Raw genomic sequence first — 15,510 nt, forward strand, 5'->3', positions numbered from 1 at the left:
TGGGCATCCCGGCATGGATGCCGGGATAGCCGCGCTGGGCCATGGATGGCCCTTCGCGGCGGCCCACGGAGCAATGCCGGAGTGAGGGCACACCGAGCCTAGGCGAGGTGCCGAGTGGTGGGGCAAAAGCGTTTTGCTTACTTTTCGCCGGGCCGCGCAGGCTTCTCAAAAGTGAGCCGCCGTCAGGGCGGAACCCTAAGTGGCCGTTACCGCAGAAACGGATATGTCCCCAGCACCCCAGCACCCCAGCACCCAGAACAGGACTGCTACGCAGCCCAGCGGGAGCAAGCTCCCTCGCCACGGGGTCCGCGCAAGCCCTTAACCCCCACTCATATTCATGAACCGCACAATCTGCACCTCCCCACCCGGGTTGAAGTCATGCCGCAATGGCTTGCCGCGCAACGCCTGCTGCACCGCCTGGATCACCGGTTGATCGTCCAGCGGATAACGTCGCAGCAAACCGCGCAGGTCAAGGGAGTCTTCTTGCCCCAGGCACAACAGCAAGCGCCCTTCGACAGTCATGCGCACGCGGTTGCAACTGGCGCAGAAGTTGTGGGTGTTAGGGGAAATGAAACCGATCCGGGTATCCGGATGCTGTTCCAAACGCACATAACGCGCCGGCCCGCCGCTGTTTTCGGCGCTGTCCAGCAGCCGGTGATGGCGAGCGATCTCGGCCCGGACCTCATCGCTGGAACAGAACGACTCCCCCCGGGAACGCCCAACCTCCCCCAACGGCATTTCTTCGATGAAGCTGATATCGATGTGTTGGTCGATGGCGTACTGCACCAGCGCCGGGACTTCATCGAAGTTGCGCCCTTTCATGACCACGCAGTTGAGCTTGATCCGCTCGAACCCGGCGACCTTCGCCGCTTCAATCCCTGCCAGCACTTGATCGAGGTTGCCGTTACGGGTGATCGCCCGAAAACGCTCACCGTCGAGGCTGTCGAGGCTGATGTTCATGCGCTTGACCCCAGCCTCGACCAGCGGCTGGGCCAGACGCCCCAACTGCGAGCCGTTGCTGGTCATCACCAGTTCCCGCAGGCCGGGCAGTGCCGCGATGTCGCGACATAGCCCGACGATGCCCGGGCGGATCAGCGGCTCGCCACCGGTCAGGCGGATTTTCTTCACCCCCAGGCCGACGAACAACCGCGCCAGGCGCTGCAATTCTTCCAGGGTCAAGACTTGCTGACGCGGCAGGAAGGTCATGTTTTTCGCCATGCAATACACACAACGAAAATCACAACGATCGGTCACCGACATCCGCAAATAATCGATCTGGCGCCCAAATCCGTCCTGCAACACCGCGTTCATGAAGATCTCCCGATTGAACCTGTGCTCACTGCACCAGCGGCGAGTCGGCGCCCTGAAGGTGAATACCGCGAATATCCGCCGCACCGATCAGGGTTTGCAGGTATTGCACCAGCGCCTTTTGCCAAACGCCCTGCTGCAACTGCGTACGAATCGCTGTCGCCACGGCCTCATACGGCAACGGCTGGCCATCGATGCGCTGGTCAATGCTGATCACATGCCAGCCGTAGCGACTTTCCAGCGGCTTGCCCGCCAGGCCCGCCGGCAGGGTGAACAACTGGCGCTCCAGCTCAGGCACGGTCTGGCCCTTGCTGATCTGCCCCAGCGAGCCGCCCTGCGCCTTGGATGGACACGCCGAATATTTCAGCGCCAACTCGGCGAAGCTGCCCGGGAACTGGTCCAGCCGCTCCAGCAGCAGCTCGGCCTGGACATGGGCCAGGCTGCGGGCCTCGGCATCGTCCGGCGCGCATTCGAGCAGGATGTGCCGCACCGCCAGCAACGGCGCGCTGTGAAAGCGCGCCCGGTTGCTTTCGTAGTAACGCTGGCAGGTGGCCTCGTCACACTGCGGCACCTGCACCTCGCGCTCGAGCAACAGCCGCGTGGCTGCCTCTTCTTCGTTTTCACCGGCACCGACCTGCAACGCCAGGCCCAGCTCGGCGATACGCTGCTGGAGCAATTGGCGAATCACCAGGGCCCGAGCGGCCTGGTACACCGCGTCCTCGCGACTGTCGGCCGGGTGATATTGCAGCTCCTGGGCCATCGCCTGCGGGGTGATCGACACCCCGTTGACGCTGATGATCGGCCACTCCTGCTCACTGCTGGCGATCAACTCGGGCGCTTGATCTTCCACCACCGGCCCGGCCTGGGCCGGCTCGAACTGCACCGCCCCTAGGGGCTCCACATCGACCACCGGCGGCACTTTTGCCGAGGAACCGCAACCACCGCCACCGCTACCACCGCCACATCCGCATCCACTCGCCATGATCTTCTCCTCAGAACTTCTGCCGAACGATTTGATAACGACGCCCCAGGTACCAGACCGGCGCACTGACGATGTGAACCAGACGGGTGAACGGGAACAGCACGAACAGGGTCAAGCCCAGCACCACGTGGAGCTTGTAGACCAGGCCCACCGGCGCTATCGCGGTAGCGGCTTCCACCGGCCGCAACAGCACAGTGTTCTGGGCCCAGTCGGCCAGCATCACCATCACCGAGCCGTCCATATGGGCGGTGGATGCGACGATGGTCATCAGCCCCAGCACCAGTTGCACCAGCAACACCACCAGCACGAGGATGTCCGAGACATTGGAGGTGGCGCGCACCCGTGGGTCGGTCAAGCGGCGGTTGAGCAGCATCACCAGGCCGATCAGGCCCAGCACGCCGAAGAACCCACCGGAAACCATCGCCAGCAACTGCTTGTTCTCAGTGCTCAGCACATGGTGATAGATCGCCGCCGGCGTCAGCAGGCCGACGAAGTGCCCGGCCAACACGAACAGCACGCCAACGTGAAACAGGTTGCTCGCCACGCGCATGCCACGCTTGTTCAGCATCTGGCTGGAACCGGCCTTCCAGGTGTACTGGGACAGGTCAAACCGTGCCCAGCTGCCGAGCAGGCAAATCGCCAAAGCGACATAGGGGTAGACCCCGAACAACAACAGATCCCATTTAGACATTGCCCACCTCCCCGGCTGGCGCTGCGGCCCGCCCTTCATGCTGAAAATCCACCCAGTGCAACGGCACCGCGCTTTCGTCCCGCGCCTTGCCTGGCGCGCTGGGCAGTGAACTGCAACGGTCCTGCTGTTCGGCCTTCATGAAATCCACCTGCTCTTCTTCCCAGATCTTGTCCAGGGCTTCGAGGGAGTCGTCCCGAGGCTCGGCTTTCACTTGCTCGCGCAACTCGGCCACCGCCACCTGGGGTTCGGCCCCGGCGATTTGCAACAACGCCCGGAAGCAACTGGCGTAGACGCTTTCACGCTCGTCCAGGCGCGCCGCGAGCAAGGCCAGCAGATGCGCCACATCCGCCAGGCCCTCGCGGGCCTCGATGTCTTCGCGGGTAGAAAGAAACTCCAGGTACAGCGGGATGTAGTCAGGCAACTCTTTGACGCCGATGGCGAAACCGGCCTCTTCGTACTGCGCCATCATGTCCACCATGGCCTGGCCCCGGTCGCGGGACTCGCCATGGACATGTTCGAACAACAGCAGCGACAGCGAACGGCCCCGGCCGAACAGCGCTCCGTAGTGTTCCTGGCCGTCCATCAAGTCCTTGCCGCAGATCACTTCCAGCAATTCGAACAGCCCGGCGCGCTGCTGGGGACTGATCTCCCGCGCTTGCGCAATGGCCTGCTCCAGCTCGTCGCGACCGGCCACCAGGGTCTCGGTCGGATAATCGAGCAGCAACGAAATCACCTTGAGAATGCGCATGTTCATTCCTCCCACAACTGCACGGTTTTGATCACGTCGCGACGATTGGCCTTCTTGCCGCCGAACATATTGGTGTCGGAGCTGCCGCTGCAGCCGCTGCCGAAGCTGAAACCACAACCGGAGCGTTCGGCGAACGCATCGCTCATGGCGTCTTCACGGTGGGCGCTCGGTACGACGAAACGGTCTTCGTAGTTGGCGATGGCCAGGTAGCGGTACATCTCTTCCACCTGGTTCACGCTCAAGCCGACGTCGGCCAGCACTTGCAAGTCCTGCACGCCGTCGACCTGTTCGGAGCGCTTGTAGGCCCGCATCGCCAGCAGACGCTTGAGGGCGCGCTTGACCGGTTTTTCATCGCCGGCGGTGAGCATGTTCGCCAGGTAACGCAGCGGAATGCGCAGGCTGTCGACATCCGGGATCACCCCGTTCATGCCCACGGTACCGGCGGCGGCAGCGTTCTGGATCGGTGACAGTGGCGGCACGTACCAGACCATTGGCAAGGTGCGGTATTCCGGGTGCAGTGGCAGTGCGAGTTTCCAGTCCACGGCCATTTTGTAGACCGGCGAACGTTGCGCCGAATCGATCACCGACTGCGGCACGCCATCGGCCAGGGCTTGGCGAATCACCGCCGGGTCGTTGGGGTCGAGGAAAATCTCCAGTTGCTTCTCGTACAGGTCCTTCTCATCGGCGGTGCTCGCCACTTCGCTGATGCGGTCGGCGTCATACAGCAGCACGCCGAGGTAACGGATGCGGCCGACGCAGGTTTCAGCGCAGACCGTCGGCATCCCGGCTTCGATGCGCGGGTAGCAGAAGATGCATTTTTCCGACTTGCCGCTTTTCCAGTTGAAATAGATCTTCTTGTACGGGCAGCCGCTGATGCACATGCGCCAGCCGCGGCATTTCTCCTGGTCGATCAGGACGATGCCGTCCTCTTCGCGCTTGTAGATCGCCCCGCTCGGGCACGATGCGGCGCACGCTGGGTTCAGGCAGTGCTCGCACAGGCGCGGCAGGTACATCATGAAAGTGTTTTCGTACTCGCCGTAGATGTCCGCCTGGATCTTGTCGAAGTTCTTGTCCTTGCGCCGCTTGGCGAACTCGGTACCGAGGATTTCCTCCCAGTTCGGGCCCCATTCGATTTTCTGCATGCGCTTGCCAGACACCAGCGAACGCGGGCGTGCGGTGGGTTGATGCTCGCCCAGTGGCGCGGTGTGCAGGTGCTGATAGTCGAAGTCGAACGGTTCGTAGTAATCGTCCAGGCTGGGCAGGTCCGGGTTGGCGAAGATGTTCGCCAACACGCGGAACTTGCCGCCGATGCGCGGGTTGATCGAACCGTCGGCGTTACGGACCCAGCCGCCCTTCCACTTGTCCTGGTTTTCCCACTCCTTGGGATAGCCGATGCCCGGCTTGGATTCAACGTTGTTGAACCAGGCGTATTCCATGCCTTCGCGGCTGGTCCAGACGTTCTTGCAGGTGATCGAGCAAGTGTGGCAGCCGATGCATTTGTCCAGGTTCAGGACCATGCCGATTTGTGAGCGAATCTTCATCTCAGTTCTCCTCGATATCAGTCGGCAGTGGACGCGGCAGATCATCGCCACTGGAACCGTCGAGCCAATCGACCTTGGACATCTTGCGCACCACGACGAACTCGTCGCGGTTGCATCCGACCGTGCCGTAATAGTTGAAGCCATAGGCCTGTTGGGCGTAGCCACCAATCATGTGGGTAGGCTTGAGCACCACACGGGTCACCGAGTTGTGGTGGCCGCCACGGGTCTTGGTGGTTTCCGAACCGGGTACATTCACGATCCGTTCCTGGGCGTGATACATCATCACCATGCCTTCCTTGACCCGCTGGCTGACCACCGCACGAGCGGTCAATGCGCCGTTGACGTTGAAGCATTCGATCCAGTCGTTGTCCTCGATACCGGCGCGCTTGGCGTCGATTTCCGAGAGCCAGACAATCGGCCCGCCACGGCTCAAGGTCAGCATCAGCAGGTTGTCGCTGTAGGTGCTGTGGATGCCCCACTTCTGGTGCGGGGTGATCCAGTTCAGGACGATCTCGGTCTCGCCATTGCTGCGCTTGCCCTTCACGCCGGCGATGGTGCGGGTGTTGACCGGTGGCCGGTAGCTCATCAGCTGTTCGCCGAACGCCTGCATCCACGGGTGATCCTGATAGAACTGCTGGCGACCGGTGATGGTGCGCCATGGGATCGACTCATGGACGTTGGTGTAGCCGGCGTTGTAGCTCACGTGATCGTCTTCCAGGCCGGACCAGGTCGGGCTGGAAATGATCTTGCGCGGCTGGGCCTGAATGTCGCGGAAACGAATGGCCTCGTGCTCCTTGGAGACGGCCAGGTGGCTGTGGTCGATACCGGTGAATTCCGACAGCGCCGCCCAGGCTTTCACCGCGACATGGCCGTTGGTTTCCGGGGCCAGGGACAGGATCACTTCGGCGGCGTCGATGGCGCTGTCGATTTTTGGCCGCCCTTGGCTGATGCCGGCCTCGACTTCCTTGTGGTTCAGTTCGCCGAGGAATTTCACTTCAGTCTCGGTGTTCCAGTTGATGCCCTTGCCGCCATTGCCGAGCTTCTCGAGCATTGGGCCCAGGGAGGTGAACTGCTTGTAGATGTTCGGATAGTCGCGCTCCACCACCTGCAGGTTCGGTGCGTTCTTGCCCGGGACCGGCGCCACACCGGCACTTTTCCAGTCGGTGCCGCCAAAGGGTTGGGCCAGTTCGCCGACGCTGTCGTGCATCAACGGTACGGTGACCAGGTCTTTTTCCACGCCCAGGTGGCCGACCGACATGGCGGAAAACGCCTTGGCGATACCTTTGTAGATTTCCCAGTCCGAACGCGACTCCCAGGCCGGATCGATGGCGGCCGACAGTGGGTGGATGAACGGGTGCATGTCCGAGGTGTTCATGTCGTCTTTTTCGTACCAGGTCGCGGTCGGCAAGACGATGTCGGAATACACGCAGGTCGAGGACATGCGGAAGTCCAGGGTGGTCACTAGGTCGAGCTTGCCAATGGCGCCCTCGTCGACCCATTCGGCTTCGGTGGGCTTGCACTCGGTGCCATGGCCAATGTCTTCGTTCATCACACCGTTCTTGGTGCCCAGCAAGTACTTGAGCATGTACTCGTGGCCCTTGCCCGAGGAGCCCAGCAAGTTGGAACGCCAGATGAACATGTTGCGCGGAAAGTTCACCGGGCTGTCCGGCTGTTCGCAGGCAAAGCGCAGGGAACCGTCCTGCAGCGACTTGACCACGTAGTCCTTGGGCTCCAGGCCCGCGGCGGCGGCATCGCGGCAGATGTGCAGCGGGTTGGTGTTGAGTTGCGGCGCGCTCGGCAACCAGCCAGCCCGTTCGGCGCGGATGTTGTAGTCCAGGGCGTGCTCGGGGAACTGCGATTTGTCGGCCAGGGGCGAGAGCACGTCGTGCATGCTCATCTTCTCGTGGCGCCATTGCGAACTGTGGCCATAGAAGAAGCTGGTGCCGTTCATCTGCCGTGGCGGACGGTTCCAGTCCAGGCCGAAGGCCAGGGGCAGCCAGCCGCATTGCGGACGGAGTTTTTCCTGGCCCACATAGTGGGCCCAGCCGCCGCCGGTCTGGCCGACGCAACCGCAGAGCATGAGCATGTTGATCAGCCCGCGGTAGTTCATGTCCATGTGGTACCAGTGGTTCATCGCCGCACCGACGATGATCATCGAGCGTCCACGGGTCTTGTCGGCGTTGTCGGCGAACTCGCGGGCGATCTGGATCGCCTTCTCGCGGCTCACACCGGTGATCTGCTCCTGCCAGGCCGGGGTGCCGGGCACCGAGGCGTCGTCGTAGTCCTTGGCGACGTTGGCGCCACCCAGGCCACGGTCGATGGCCAGGTTGGCGGCCGACAGGTCGAACACGGTGGCGACTTTCGCCACGCTGCCGTCGGCCAGCACCACGCTGTGCACCGGCACCCGCCGGAACTGCACCGCGTCACCGGCCACATGCTGGAAGTACTCCTGGGCTTCGCCGGCGAAGTACGGGAACGCCACCTCGGCGACGTCGCCGCCGATCAGGCTCAGCTTGAGGTCGATCTCACGCCCCTCGCCGCCTTCACGGGGGAGGATGTTCCACTTGCCCTTCTCGCCCCAGCGATAGCCGATGGAGCCTTGGGGCGAGACCAGTTCGCCGCTGGCATCCAGGGCGATGGTTTTCCATTCCGGGTTGTTCTCTTGGCCGAGGTTGTCGGTCAAGTCACTGGCCCGCAGGAAACGGTCCGGCTGGTAACCCGCGCCCGGCGCCGCGCCAAGCATCGGCTTGAGCATCACCAGCACCGGCAGGTCGGTGTAGCGCTTGGCGTACTCGGTGAAATAGGCGCTGGGCTTGTCCAGGTGGAATTCTTTGAAGATCACATGGTTGAAGGCCTGGGCCAGGGCGGCGTCGGTGCCCTGCTTGGGGTTGAGCCACAGGTCGGTGAGCTTGGCGACTTCCGAGTAGTCCGGGGTGATCGCCACGGTCTTGGTGCCCTTGTAGCGCACCTCGGTGAAGAAGTGGGCGTCGGGGGTACGGGTCTGCGGGACGTTGGAGCCCCAGGCAATGATGTAGTTGGAGTTGTACCAGTCGGCCGATTCCGGCACGTCGGTCTGCTCGCCCCACACCATTGGCGAAGCAGGCGGCAGGTCGCAATACCAGTCGTAGAAGCTCAGGCACACGCCACCGATCAGCGACAGGTAACGCGAGCCGGCGGCATAACTGACCATCGACATGGCCGGGATCGGCGAGAAGCCCACCACCCGGTCCGGGCCGTGTTCCTTGACGGTGTAGACGTTGGCGGCGGCGATGATCTCGTTGACTTCTTCCCAGTTGGAACGGATGAAACCACCCATGCCGCGCTTGCTCTTGTACGAGTCAGCCTTGGCTTTGTCCTCGACGATGCTGGCCCAGGCTTCCACTGGCGGCAAGGTCTGCCGGGCTTCGCGCCACAGCTTGAGCAATGGCTTGCGGATCTTCGGGTACTTGAGCCGGTTGGCGCTGTAGATGTACCAGCTGTAGCTAGCGCCACGCGGGCAGCCCCGTGGTTCGTGGTTGGGCAGGTCATTGCGGGTGCGCGGGTAGTCGGTCTGCTGGGTTTCCCAGGTGATCAGGCCGTTCTTGACGTAGATTTTCCATGAGCACGAACCGGTGCAGTTCACCCCATGGGTGGAGCGCACGATCTTGTCGTACTGCCAGCGGGAACGGTAGACGTTTTCCCAGTCGCGGGACTCCTTGCGGGTCTCGCCATGGCCGTCTGAAAACTCGCCTTGCTTGCGGTTGAAGAACCGCAGTTGATCCAGTAAATGACTCACAGTGTCTTCCTCTCAGGCTTGCTCCGCGGGGTCTACGCCCCGCCCACGCAATAGTTGAATTCGTCTTAGCAGGGTGTCGCCGCGCCTTTGCGGGCGTACCACCACCAGGTCACCACGATGCAGCTCAGGTAGAAGCCGACGAACATGTAGAAGGCCATCTCCGGGCCGCCGGTCAGGGCCATCGAAGAGCCGAATGATTTAGGAATGAAGAACGCACCGAAGGCGCCCATGGCCGAGCTGAAACCCAGCACCGCCGCCGACTCCTTGCCCGCGTCCTTGATGGCTTGCTCGCGCACCTCGGGCTTTTTCCCCAGGGCGGCTTTTTCATGCAGGGTGCGGAAGATCACCGGGATCATGCGGAATGTGGAACCGTTGCCCACGCCGGTGGTGATGAACAGCAACATGAACATGCCCAGGAAGCCGTAGAAGCTGCCGCCCTGGCCGCCTTGTGGCAGGAAGTGCAAGACGCCGAACACCATCACGATCATCAGCACGAAGTTCCACAGGGTGACCTTCGCACCGCCGAGCTTGTCCGCCAGCCAACCGCCCAGCGGCCGCACCAGCGCGCCTACCAGCGGGCCAAGGAAGGCGAATTTCAGGGCGATGACTTCCGGGAACGAAGTCTTGATCAGCAGCGGGAACGCGGCGGAGAAACCGATGAACGAACCGAAGGTCGCCAGGTACAACCAGCACATCAGCCAGTTGTGCTTGCGCTTGAAGATCACCGCCTGCTCGCTGAACGACGCGCGGGCGCTGGACAAATCGTTCATACCGAACCAGGCAATCAAGGTGACGGCGAGGATGAACGGCACCCAGATGAAACCGGCGTTCTGCAGCCACAGCGAGCTGCCATCGGCCAGCACCTGAGGCTGGCCGCCCATGAAGCCGAACACACCGAAAGAGATCACCAGGGGCACGCTGAACTGCATCACCGACACGCCCAGGTTACCCAGCCCGGCGTTCAGGCCCAGGGCGGTACCCTGTTGGGACTTGGGGTAGAAGAAGCTGATGTTGGACATGCTCGAGGCGAAGTTGCCGCCGCCAAAACCGCAGAGCAGCGCGATCAGCACGAACACGCTGTAGGGCGTGGTCGAGTCCTGCACGGCGAAGCCCATCCACAGCGCCGGCAGCAGCAGCGACGCGGTGCTCAGGGCCGTCCAGCGACGGCCACCGAAGATCGGCACCATGAACGAATAGAAGATGCGCAAGGTCGCGCCGGACAGCCCCGGCAACGCCGCCAGCCAGAACAACTGGTCAGTGGTGAAACTGAAGCCGATGGCGTTGAGGCGCACGATCACTGTGCTCCAGACCATCCAGACCGCGAAGGCCAAGAGCAGCGCAGGAATCGAGATCCACAGGTTGCGCCGGGCGGTCAGCTTGCCGCTACTGCCCCAGAAAGCAGGGTCTTCCGGACGCCAGTCATGAATGACCGGGCCTTTTTCAGGCGTTTGCAGAACGGACATGTTCTTCTCCTTGGGCAATGCTGGAAAACGGGGATTGGCTGGCCGGCGACTGTTTACCCAGCAGCGGGCGCTTGCGCATTTCGCTGAAGTACATCCAGGTCAGGGAGACCCAGACCACGCCGTACATCAACATGAAGCAGGACGAGCGCACGCCGGTGAGGTCCACCAGGGCGCCGAACATGATCGGCAGCACGAACCCGCCCAAGCCGCCGGCCAAGCCGACGATGCCGGACACTGCGCCCATGTTTTTCGGGTAATCATTGGCGATGTACTTGAAGACCGAGGCCTTGCCGAACGCGAAGGCGATGCCCATCACGAACAGCAGCACGGTGAACAGCGTGGCGTTGAGGCCGATATGGAAGTCGACGATGCCGTTGACGGTTTGCACTTGCAGTTGGGTCTGGGGGTAGGACAGCAGGAACAGACAGATCCAGCTCACCCACAACACCCACCAGGTCACGCTCTGGGCGCCCCAGCGGTCGGACATCCAGCCACCGACGGCCCGCAGCACGCCGCCAGGCAGGGAGAAACAGGCCGCCAACAGCGCGGCGCTTTGCAGGCTGAAGCCGTATTCCTGCACGTAGTACTTGGTCATCCACAAGGCCAGGGCCACGTAGCCGCCGAACACGATCGAGTAGTACTGGCAGTAGCGCCACACGGCCGGCTCTTTCAGGGTTTTCAACTGCTCGCGCAAGGTGGCGCCGCCGGTGCCGCTGTGTTCCTTTTTCTCGGTGGTGAGAAACCAGAACAACAGCGCGGTGATGAACAGGATGGCGCTGAACACCTTGGGCACCAGGTGCCAGGAGCCGAACGCGATCAGGGCCGGGGCGAGGAACTTGGTCACCGCCGCACCCGCGTTGCCGGCACCGAAGACGCCCATGGCGAAGCCCTGGTTCTGCTTGTCGAACCACTTGGCGACGTAGGCGATGCCCACCGAGAACGACCCGCCGGCCAGGCCGACGAACAGGCCCAGCACCAGGAATTGCCAGAAGGCCGTGGCTAGAGTGATCAAGTACAGCGGCAACACACAGGCCAGCATCAGCAGGAAGAACACGATTCGTCCGCCGAAGCGGTCGGTCAGAAGCCCCAGGGGCAAGCGCACCAGCGAACCGGTCAGCACCGGCGTGGCGGCCAGCAGGCCGAATTGGGTTTCGTTGAGGGCCAGCAGTTCCTTGATCGGAACGCCGAGCACGGCAAACATCATCCAGACCATGAAGCACACGGTGAAGGCCAGGGTACTCATCCCTAGTACCAGCCCTTGTTGCACTTGCGCTCGCATCACGATGCACTCCGTCAGTTCGATTGAGCGCAGCCTAGTGACAGGAACCCCGCGAAAACTTGACCTGGGTCAACGTGCCTCGGGGCGGTACAGGCCTATGCTTGGCCCGTCTACCTCCAAGGAGGTAGACCTGGATATCGATGAAACCCCTTGTTTATCAATATCTTGACCCAGTTGGCCGAGGCTTTTATGGAAACGGAACGGCCAGCAACTCTTTAGAGGTAGTGCGCCCAGGATCGGCTGCTACACCCCCAGGTCCAGGGCGCCCCCTATGTTCGGTTCACCGTTTTGCCTTCCCGGCCCACGTCGATGATGGGTTGGCTGCGCAGTTCCCTGCCCGCTCGCGCCGGGCTGGCGGTGATCCTGATCGCCATCCTGGCCCTCGCCAGTTCCTTGAGCGCCGGGTTGATCGCCTGGTTCAGCCAGGGCGACGCCGCGGCCATCAACACCGCCGGCTCCGTGCGCATGGAGACCTACCACCTGAGCTGGAAACTGGCGGCAGGGGCCAACGACGACATCCCGGCGATCATCGACAGCCTGCAACAACGCCTCGACAGCCCGGCCCTGCGCGCTGTGCTGGAAGATGGGCCGGAAACCTCCCTGCACAAGAGCTATCGCGACCTCATCCAGCGCTGGAACCAGACCTTGCGTCCGGCCATCGAGCGCGGCGATTCGGCGTTTTTCCAAAGCAGCGCCCCTTCTTTCGTTGAGCAACTGGACCAGTTCGTCACCCTGCTGCAACGCCAGAGCGAACACAAACAAGGCTGGCAACAGACGATCCAGGGCATGGCGCTGTTCAGCACCATGATCATCCTGCTGATCGGCCTGTATGAATTGCAGTACGGCGTGGTCACGCCCTTGCAGGAACTGGTGGACGCCACCCAGCGCTTTCGCCGTGGCGAATTCCAGGTGCGGGTCAACCATCAGTCCGAGGATGAACTGGGGCAGTTGGCGACCAGTTTCAACACCATGGCCGAGACCATCGAGCAATCCCACCGCACCCTGGAAAACCAGGTCCAGCAAAAGACCTTGAACCTGCAACAGGCCAACGCTGCCCTCGAACTGCTGTACCAGAGCAGTCGCAGCCTGGCGACGCGACAGGCCAATGCCGAAGGCCTGGATGAGCTGATCCGCCGATTCCAGCAGCGCTTGCCGGGGTTGCGCCTGACGCTGTGCCTGCAAGGGCAATTGCAGGCCCCGGCCAGGCACCTGCTGGCCCTGCATGGCGCCGCCAGCCGCCAGGTCTGCGCCAGTAGCGATTGCGCCAGTTGCCACCGGCATAACGCCGCCCGCCCGCAGGCCTTCAGCATCAGCAACCAGGGCACCGAACTGGGTGAGCTCAAGGCGCATTTCGTCGATGGCCACGCGGCGCAACCCTGGGAAACCGCATTGATCCAGGCCCTGGCCAACCTGATCGGCACGTCGCTGTCCCTCAAGCGCCAGCGCGAACAGGACCATCGCCTGCTGCTGCTTGACGAACGCACGATCATTGCCCGCGAGCTGCATGACTCCCTGGCCCAGGCCTTGTCGTACATGAAGCTGCAAGTCAGCCGCATGCAGACCCTGATGCGCCGGGGCGAACCGGTGCAAACCCTGGAGACCGTCACCGGCGAGCTGCGCGAGGGGCTGAACAATGCCTATCGGCAACTGCGTGAACTGCTCACCACCTTCCGCCTGCAAATCCACGACGACGGGCTGGTCGAGGAACTCAAGGACACCGCCGAAGAGTTCTCCAACCGCGGGGACTTCCAGGTGCACCTGTTCGTCGACACCCTGGCCTTCGAGCTGTCGGCCAGCGAGCAGATCCACATCCTGCAGATCACCCGCGAAGCCCTGTCCAACTGCCTGCGCCACGCCCATGCCGAGAACGCCTGGCTCGAACTGCGCCAGGAAGGCGAGACCGTACGCCTGTCGATCGAAGACGATGGCCGGGGCTTCAGTGGCGAGGTCGACCAGCGCGAACACCATGGCCTGAACATCATGAACGAGCGGGCCCGCAGCCTGCACGGCCAACTGCAGATTCACTCCCGTACACCCCAGGGCACCCGTATCCAGGTGCATTTCCAACCGGAATTCCTGGGCCAACCCACCGAAGGCATCGCAACATGAACGCCCCCCTGCGTCACACCCTGCTACTGGTCGACGATCACCCGATGATGCGTCGCGGGATCCGCCAGATGCTCGAGCTCGAAGACGACTTGCAGATCGTTGGCGAAGCCAGCCACGGCGAAGAAGCCCTGAGCCTGATCGAACCGCTCAAGCCCGACCTGGTGTTGCTGGACAACAACATGCCGCAGATGAACGGCATCGAGACCCTGCGCCGGCTGCGCGCCATGCACTACACCGGCAAGGTGCTGTTGTTCACCGTGTCCGATGCCGAGGACGACATCCGCGATGCCCTGCGCCTGGACGCCAACGGTTACCTGCTCAAGGATATGGAGCCGGAGCTGCTGATCCAGTACATCCGCGACGCCCTCAACGGTGCCCTGGTGATCAGCCCCGGGCTGACCCGCGTCATGGCCCAGGCCCTGCGCTCGCCACCGCGCCAGGCCGATGTGGAACTGACCGAACGCGAACGCCAGGTGCTCAAGACCATCGCCGGTGGCTACAGCAACAAGGTCATCGGCCACAAGCTGGGCATCACCGAAGGCACGGTCAAGGTCCATGTGAAGAACCTGCTGCACAAGCTCGGCCTGCGCTCGCGGGTGGAGGCGGCGGTGTGGGCGATGGAACATTTGCGCGGGGCCGGTTAGATCAACTCAACACATTTCCCCCTGTGGGAGCGAGCTTGCTCGCGATAGCGGTGGGTCAGCCTACGGCGATGTCGTCTGTGCCGTCTTCATCGCGAGCAAGCTCGCTCCCACAGGGGTTTTTGCCTTGATCGAGAGGCCCTCCCTCTTCCGAGGTAGGCCTGCGGAGGCATAGGCCGGCGGCGTATTGGGCCCTACCATGACGGCACGCGGAGGTACGCCATGCTGACCCACCCTTCCATCGTTTTACTGTTGCGTCGTCATCACCTGTTCAGCCAGTTGCCGGAGCGGGTCTTTGAGGATGTCTGCAACCTCGCCGTGCTCAAGCGCCTGGCCTGCAACAGCACGCTCATGCACCAAGGCGACCCGGCCAAGCGGTTTTTCTTGCTGGTCAGCGGCCAGATCAAGCTGTTCCGGGTCACTGGCGAGGGCCAGGAGAACCTGGTGGAAATCATCCAGCCCGGGCAGACCTTCGCCGAGGCCCTGCTGTTCAGCCAGGCCCGTTGCTACCCGGTCAGCGCATCGGCGATCAAGGAGAGTGTGCTGGTGAGTATCGAAGGCACCCATTACCGCAAGGCCCTGGAGGACCAGCCCAAGGTCTGCCTGGCGATTCTGGCGAGCATGAGCATCCACCTGCACCAGCGCCTCAAGGACATCGATAACCTCACACTGGCCAGCGCCAGTCGGCGGGTCATCAACTTTTTGCTCCAGGAGCGCGACCCACGGGACGGCCAGGTGGTCCTGCAGGTTTCCAAACGCCTGGTGGCCTCCAAACTGGGGATCCAGCCGGAAACCTTTTCGCGGATTCTTCATCGTCTGGTGGACGGCGGCCTGATCGCCATGGAGCGGCGCAACATTCGCATCCTGGCCGAAGAGGCGCTGGAGGCTTACCAGCAGTAGGAGCTGTCGAGTGCAACGAGGCTGCGATCTTTCCCCAGACACTTGAGTCTCAAGCAAAAGATCGCAGGCTTCG

At 62.6% G+C, this 15,510-nt stretch carries 11 protein-coding genes; 3 read left to right on the top strand and 8 right to left on the bottom strand.

Annotated elements, in window-relative coordinates:
* Positions 1-318: 318 nt before the first annotated feature.
* The 8 genes from moaA to IB266_RS11765 all read right to left on the bottom strand — a co-directional run bounded on the left by moaA (position 319) and on the right by IB266_RS11765 (position 11,787).
* Positions 319-1,311 (bottom strand): GTP 3',8-cyclase MoaA, encoded by a 993-nt coding sequence (moaA, locus tag IB266_RS11730; RefSeq protein WP_192261276.1) that lies wholly within the window; start codon positions 1,309-1,311, stop codon positions 319-321.
* Between the two features lie 25 nt (positions 1,312-1,336).
* Complete coding sequence (locus IB266_RS11735; RefSeq protein WP_192261277.1) at positions 1,337-2,290, bottom strand: peptidylprolyl isomerase; 954 nt, start codon at positions 2,288-2,290, stop codon at positions 1,337-1,339.
* A 10-nt stretch (positions 2,291-2,300) separates the two neighbouring features.
* Entirely contained in the window at positions 2,301-2,981 is a 681-nt protein-coding gene (narI, locus tag IB266_RS11740) for a respiratory nitrate reductase subunit gamma (RefSeq protein WP_060742101.1), read from the bottom strand.
* Entirely contained in the window at positions 2,974-3,729 is a 756-nt protein-coding gene (gene narJ, locus IB266_RS11745; RefSeq protein ID WP_158456000.1) for a nitrate reductase molybdenum cofactor assembly chaperone, read from the bottom strand. Before narJ ends, narI begins: the two co-directional genes overlap by 8 nt.
* 2 nt (positions 3,730-3,731) lie before the next feature.
* Positions 3,732-5,270: a nitrate reductase subunit beta gene (narH, locus tag IB266_RS11750; RefSeq protein WP_060742099.1), complete on the bottom strand. Its 1,539-nt coding sequence runs from the start codon at positions 5,268-5,270 to the stop codon at positions 3,732-3,734.
* A 1-nt stretch (position 5,271) separates the two neighbouring features.
* Positions 5,272-9,045: a nitrate reductase subunit alpha gene (locus tag IB266_RS11755; protein ID WP_192261278.1), complete on the bottom strand. Its 3,774-nt coding sequence runs from the start codon at positions 9,043-9,045 to the stop codon at positions 5,272-5,274.
* Positions 9,046-9,110: 65 nt separating this feature from the next.
* A complete protein-coding gene (locus IB266_RS11760) occupies positions 9,111-10,508 on the bottom strand; it encodes a NarK family nitrate/nitrite MFS transporter (protein WP_192261279.1) in 1,398 nt (465 codons plus the stop codon).
* On the bottom strand, positions 10,486-11,787 hold the full coding sequence (locus IB266_RS11765; protein WP_219734580.1) for an MFS transporter: 1,302 nt from the start codon (positions 11,785-11,787) through the stop codon (positions 10,486-10,488). The genes IB266_RS11760 and IB266_RS11765 overlap by 23 nt, the downstream gene beginning before the upstream one ends.
* 309 nt (positions 11,788-12,096) lie before the next feature.
* Between IB266_RS11765 and IB266_RS11770 the strand changes: the two genes are divergently transcribed.
* The 3 genes from IB266_RS11770 to IB266_RS11780 all read left to right on the top strand — a co-directional run bounded on the left by IB266_RS11770 (position 12,097) and on the right by IB266_RS11780 (position 15,437).
* Positions 12,097-13,896: a HAMP domain-containing protein gene (locus IB266_RS11770; RefSeq protein WP_060742095.1), complete on the top strand. Its 1,800-nt coding sequence runs from the start codon at positions 12,097-12,099 to the stop codon at positions 13,894-13,896.
* Positions 13,893-14,540, top strand: coding sequence for a two-component system response regulator NarL (gene narL / locus IB266_RS11775; protein WP_057451904.1), 648 nt, complete (start codon positions 13,893-13,895; stop codon positions 14,538-14,540). Before IB266_RS11770 ends, narL begins: the two co-directional genes overlap by 4 nt.
* A 219-nt stretch (positions 14,541-14,759) precedes the next feature.
* A complete protein-coding gene (locus tag IB266_RS11780) occupies positions 14,760-15,437 on the top strand; it encodes a Crp/Fnr family transcriptional regulator (protein WP_060742093.1) in 678 nt (225 codons plus the stop codon).
* Positions 15,438-15,510 lie beyond the last annotated feature (73 nt).

The organism is Pseudomonas sp. Pdm06 (assembly GCF_014851795.1).
Classification (GTDB): Bacteria; Pseudomonadota; Gammaproteobacteria; order Pseudomonadales; family Pseudomonadaceae; genus Aquipseudomonas; species Aquipseudomonas fluorescens_AA.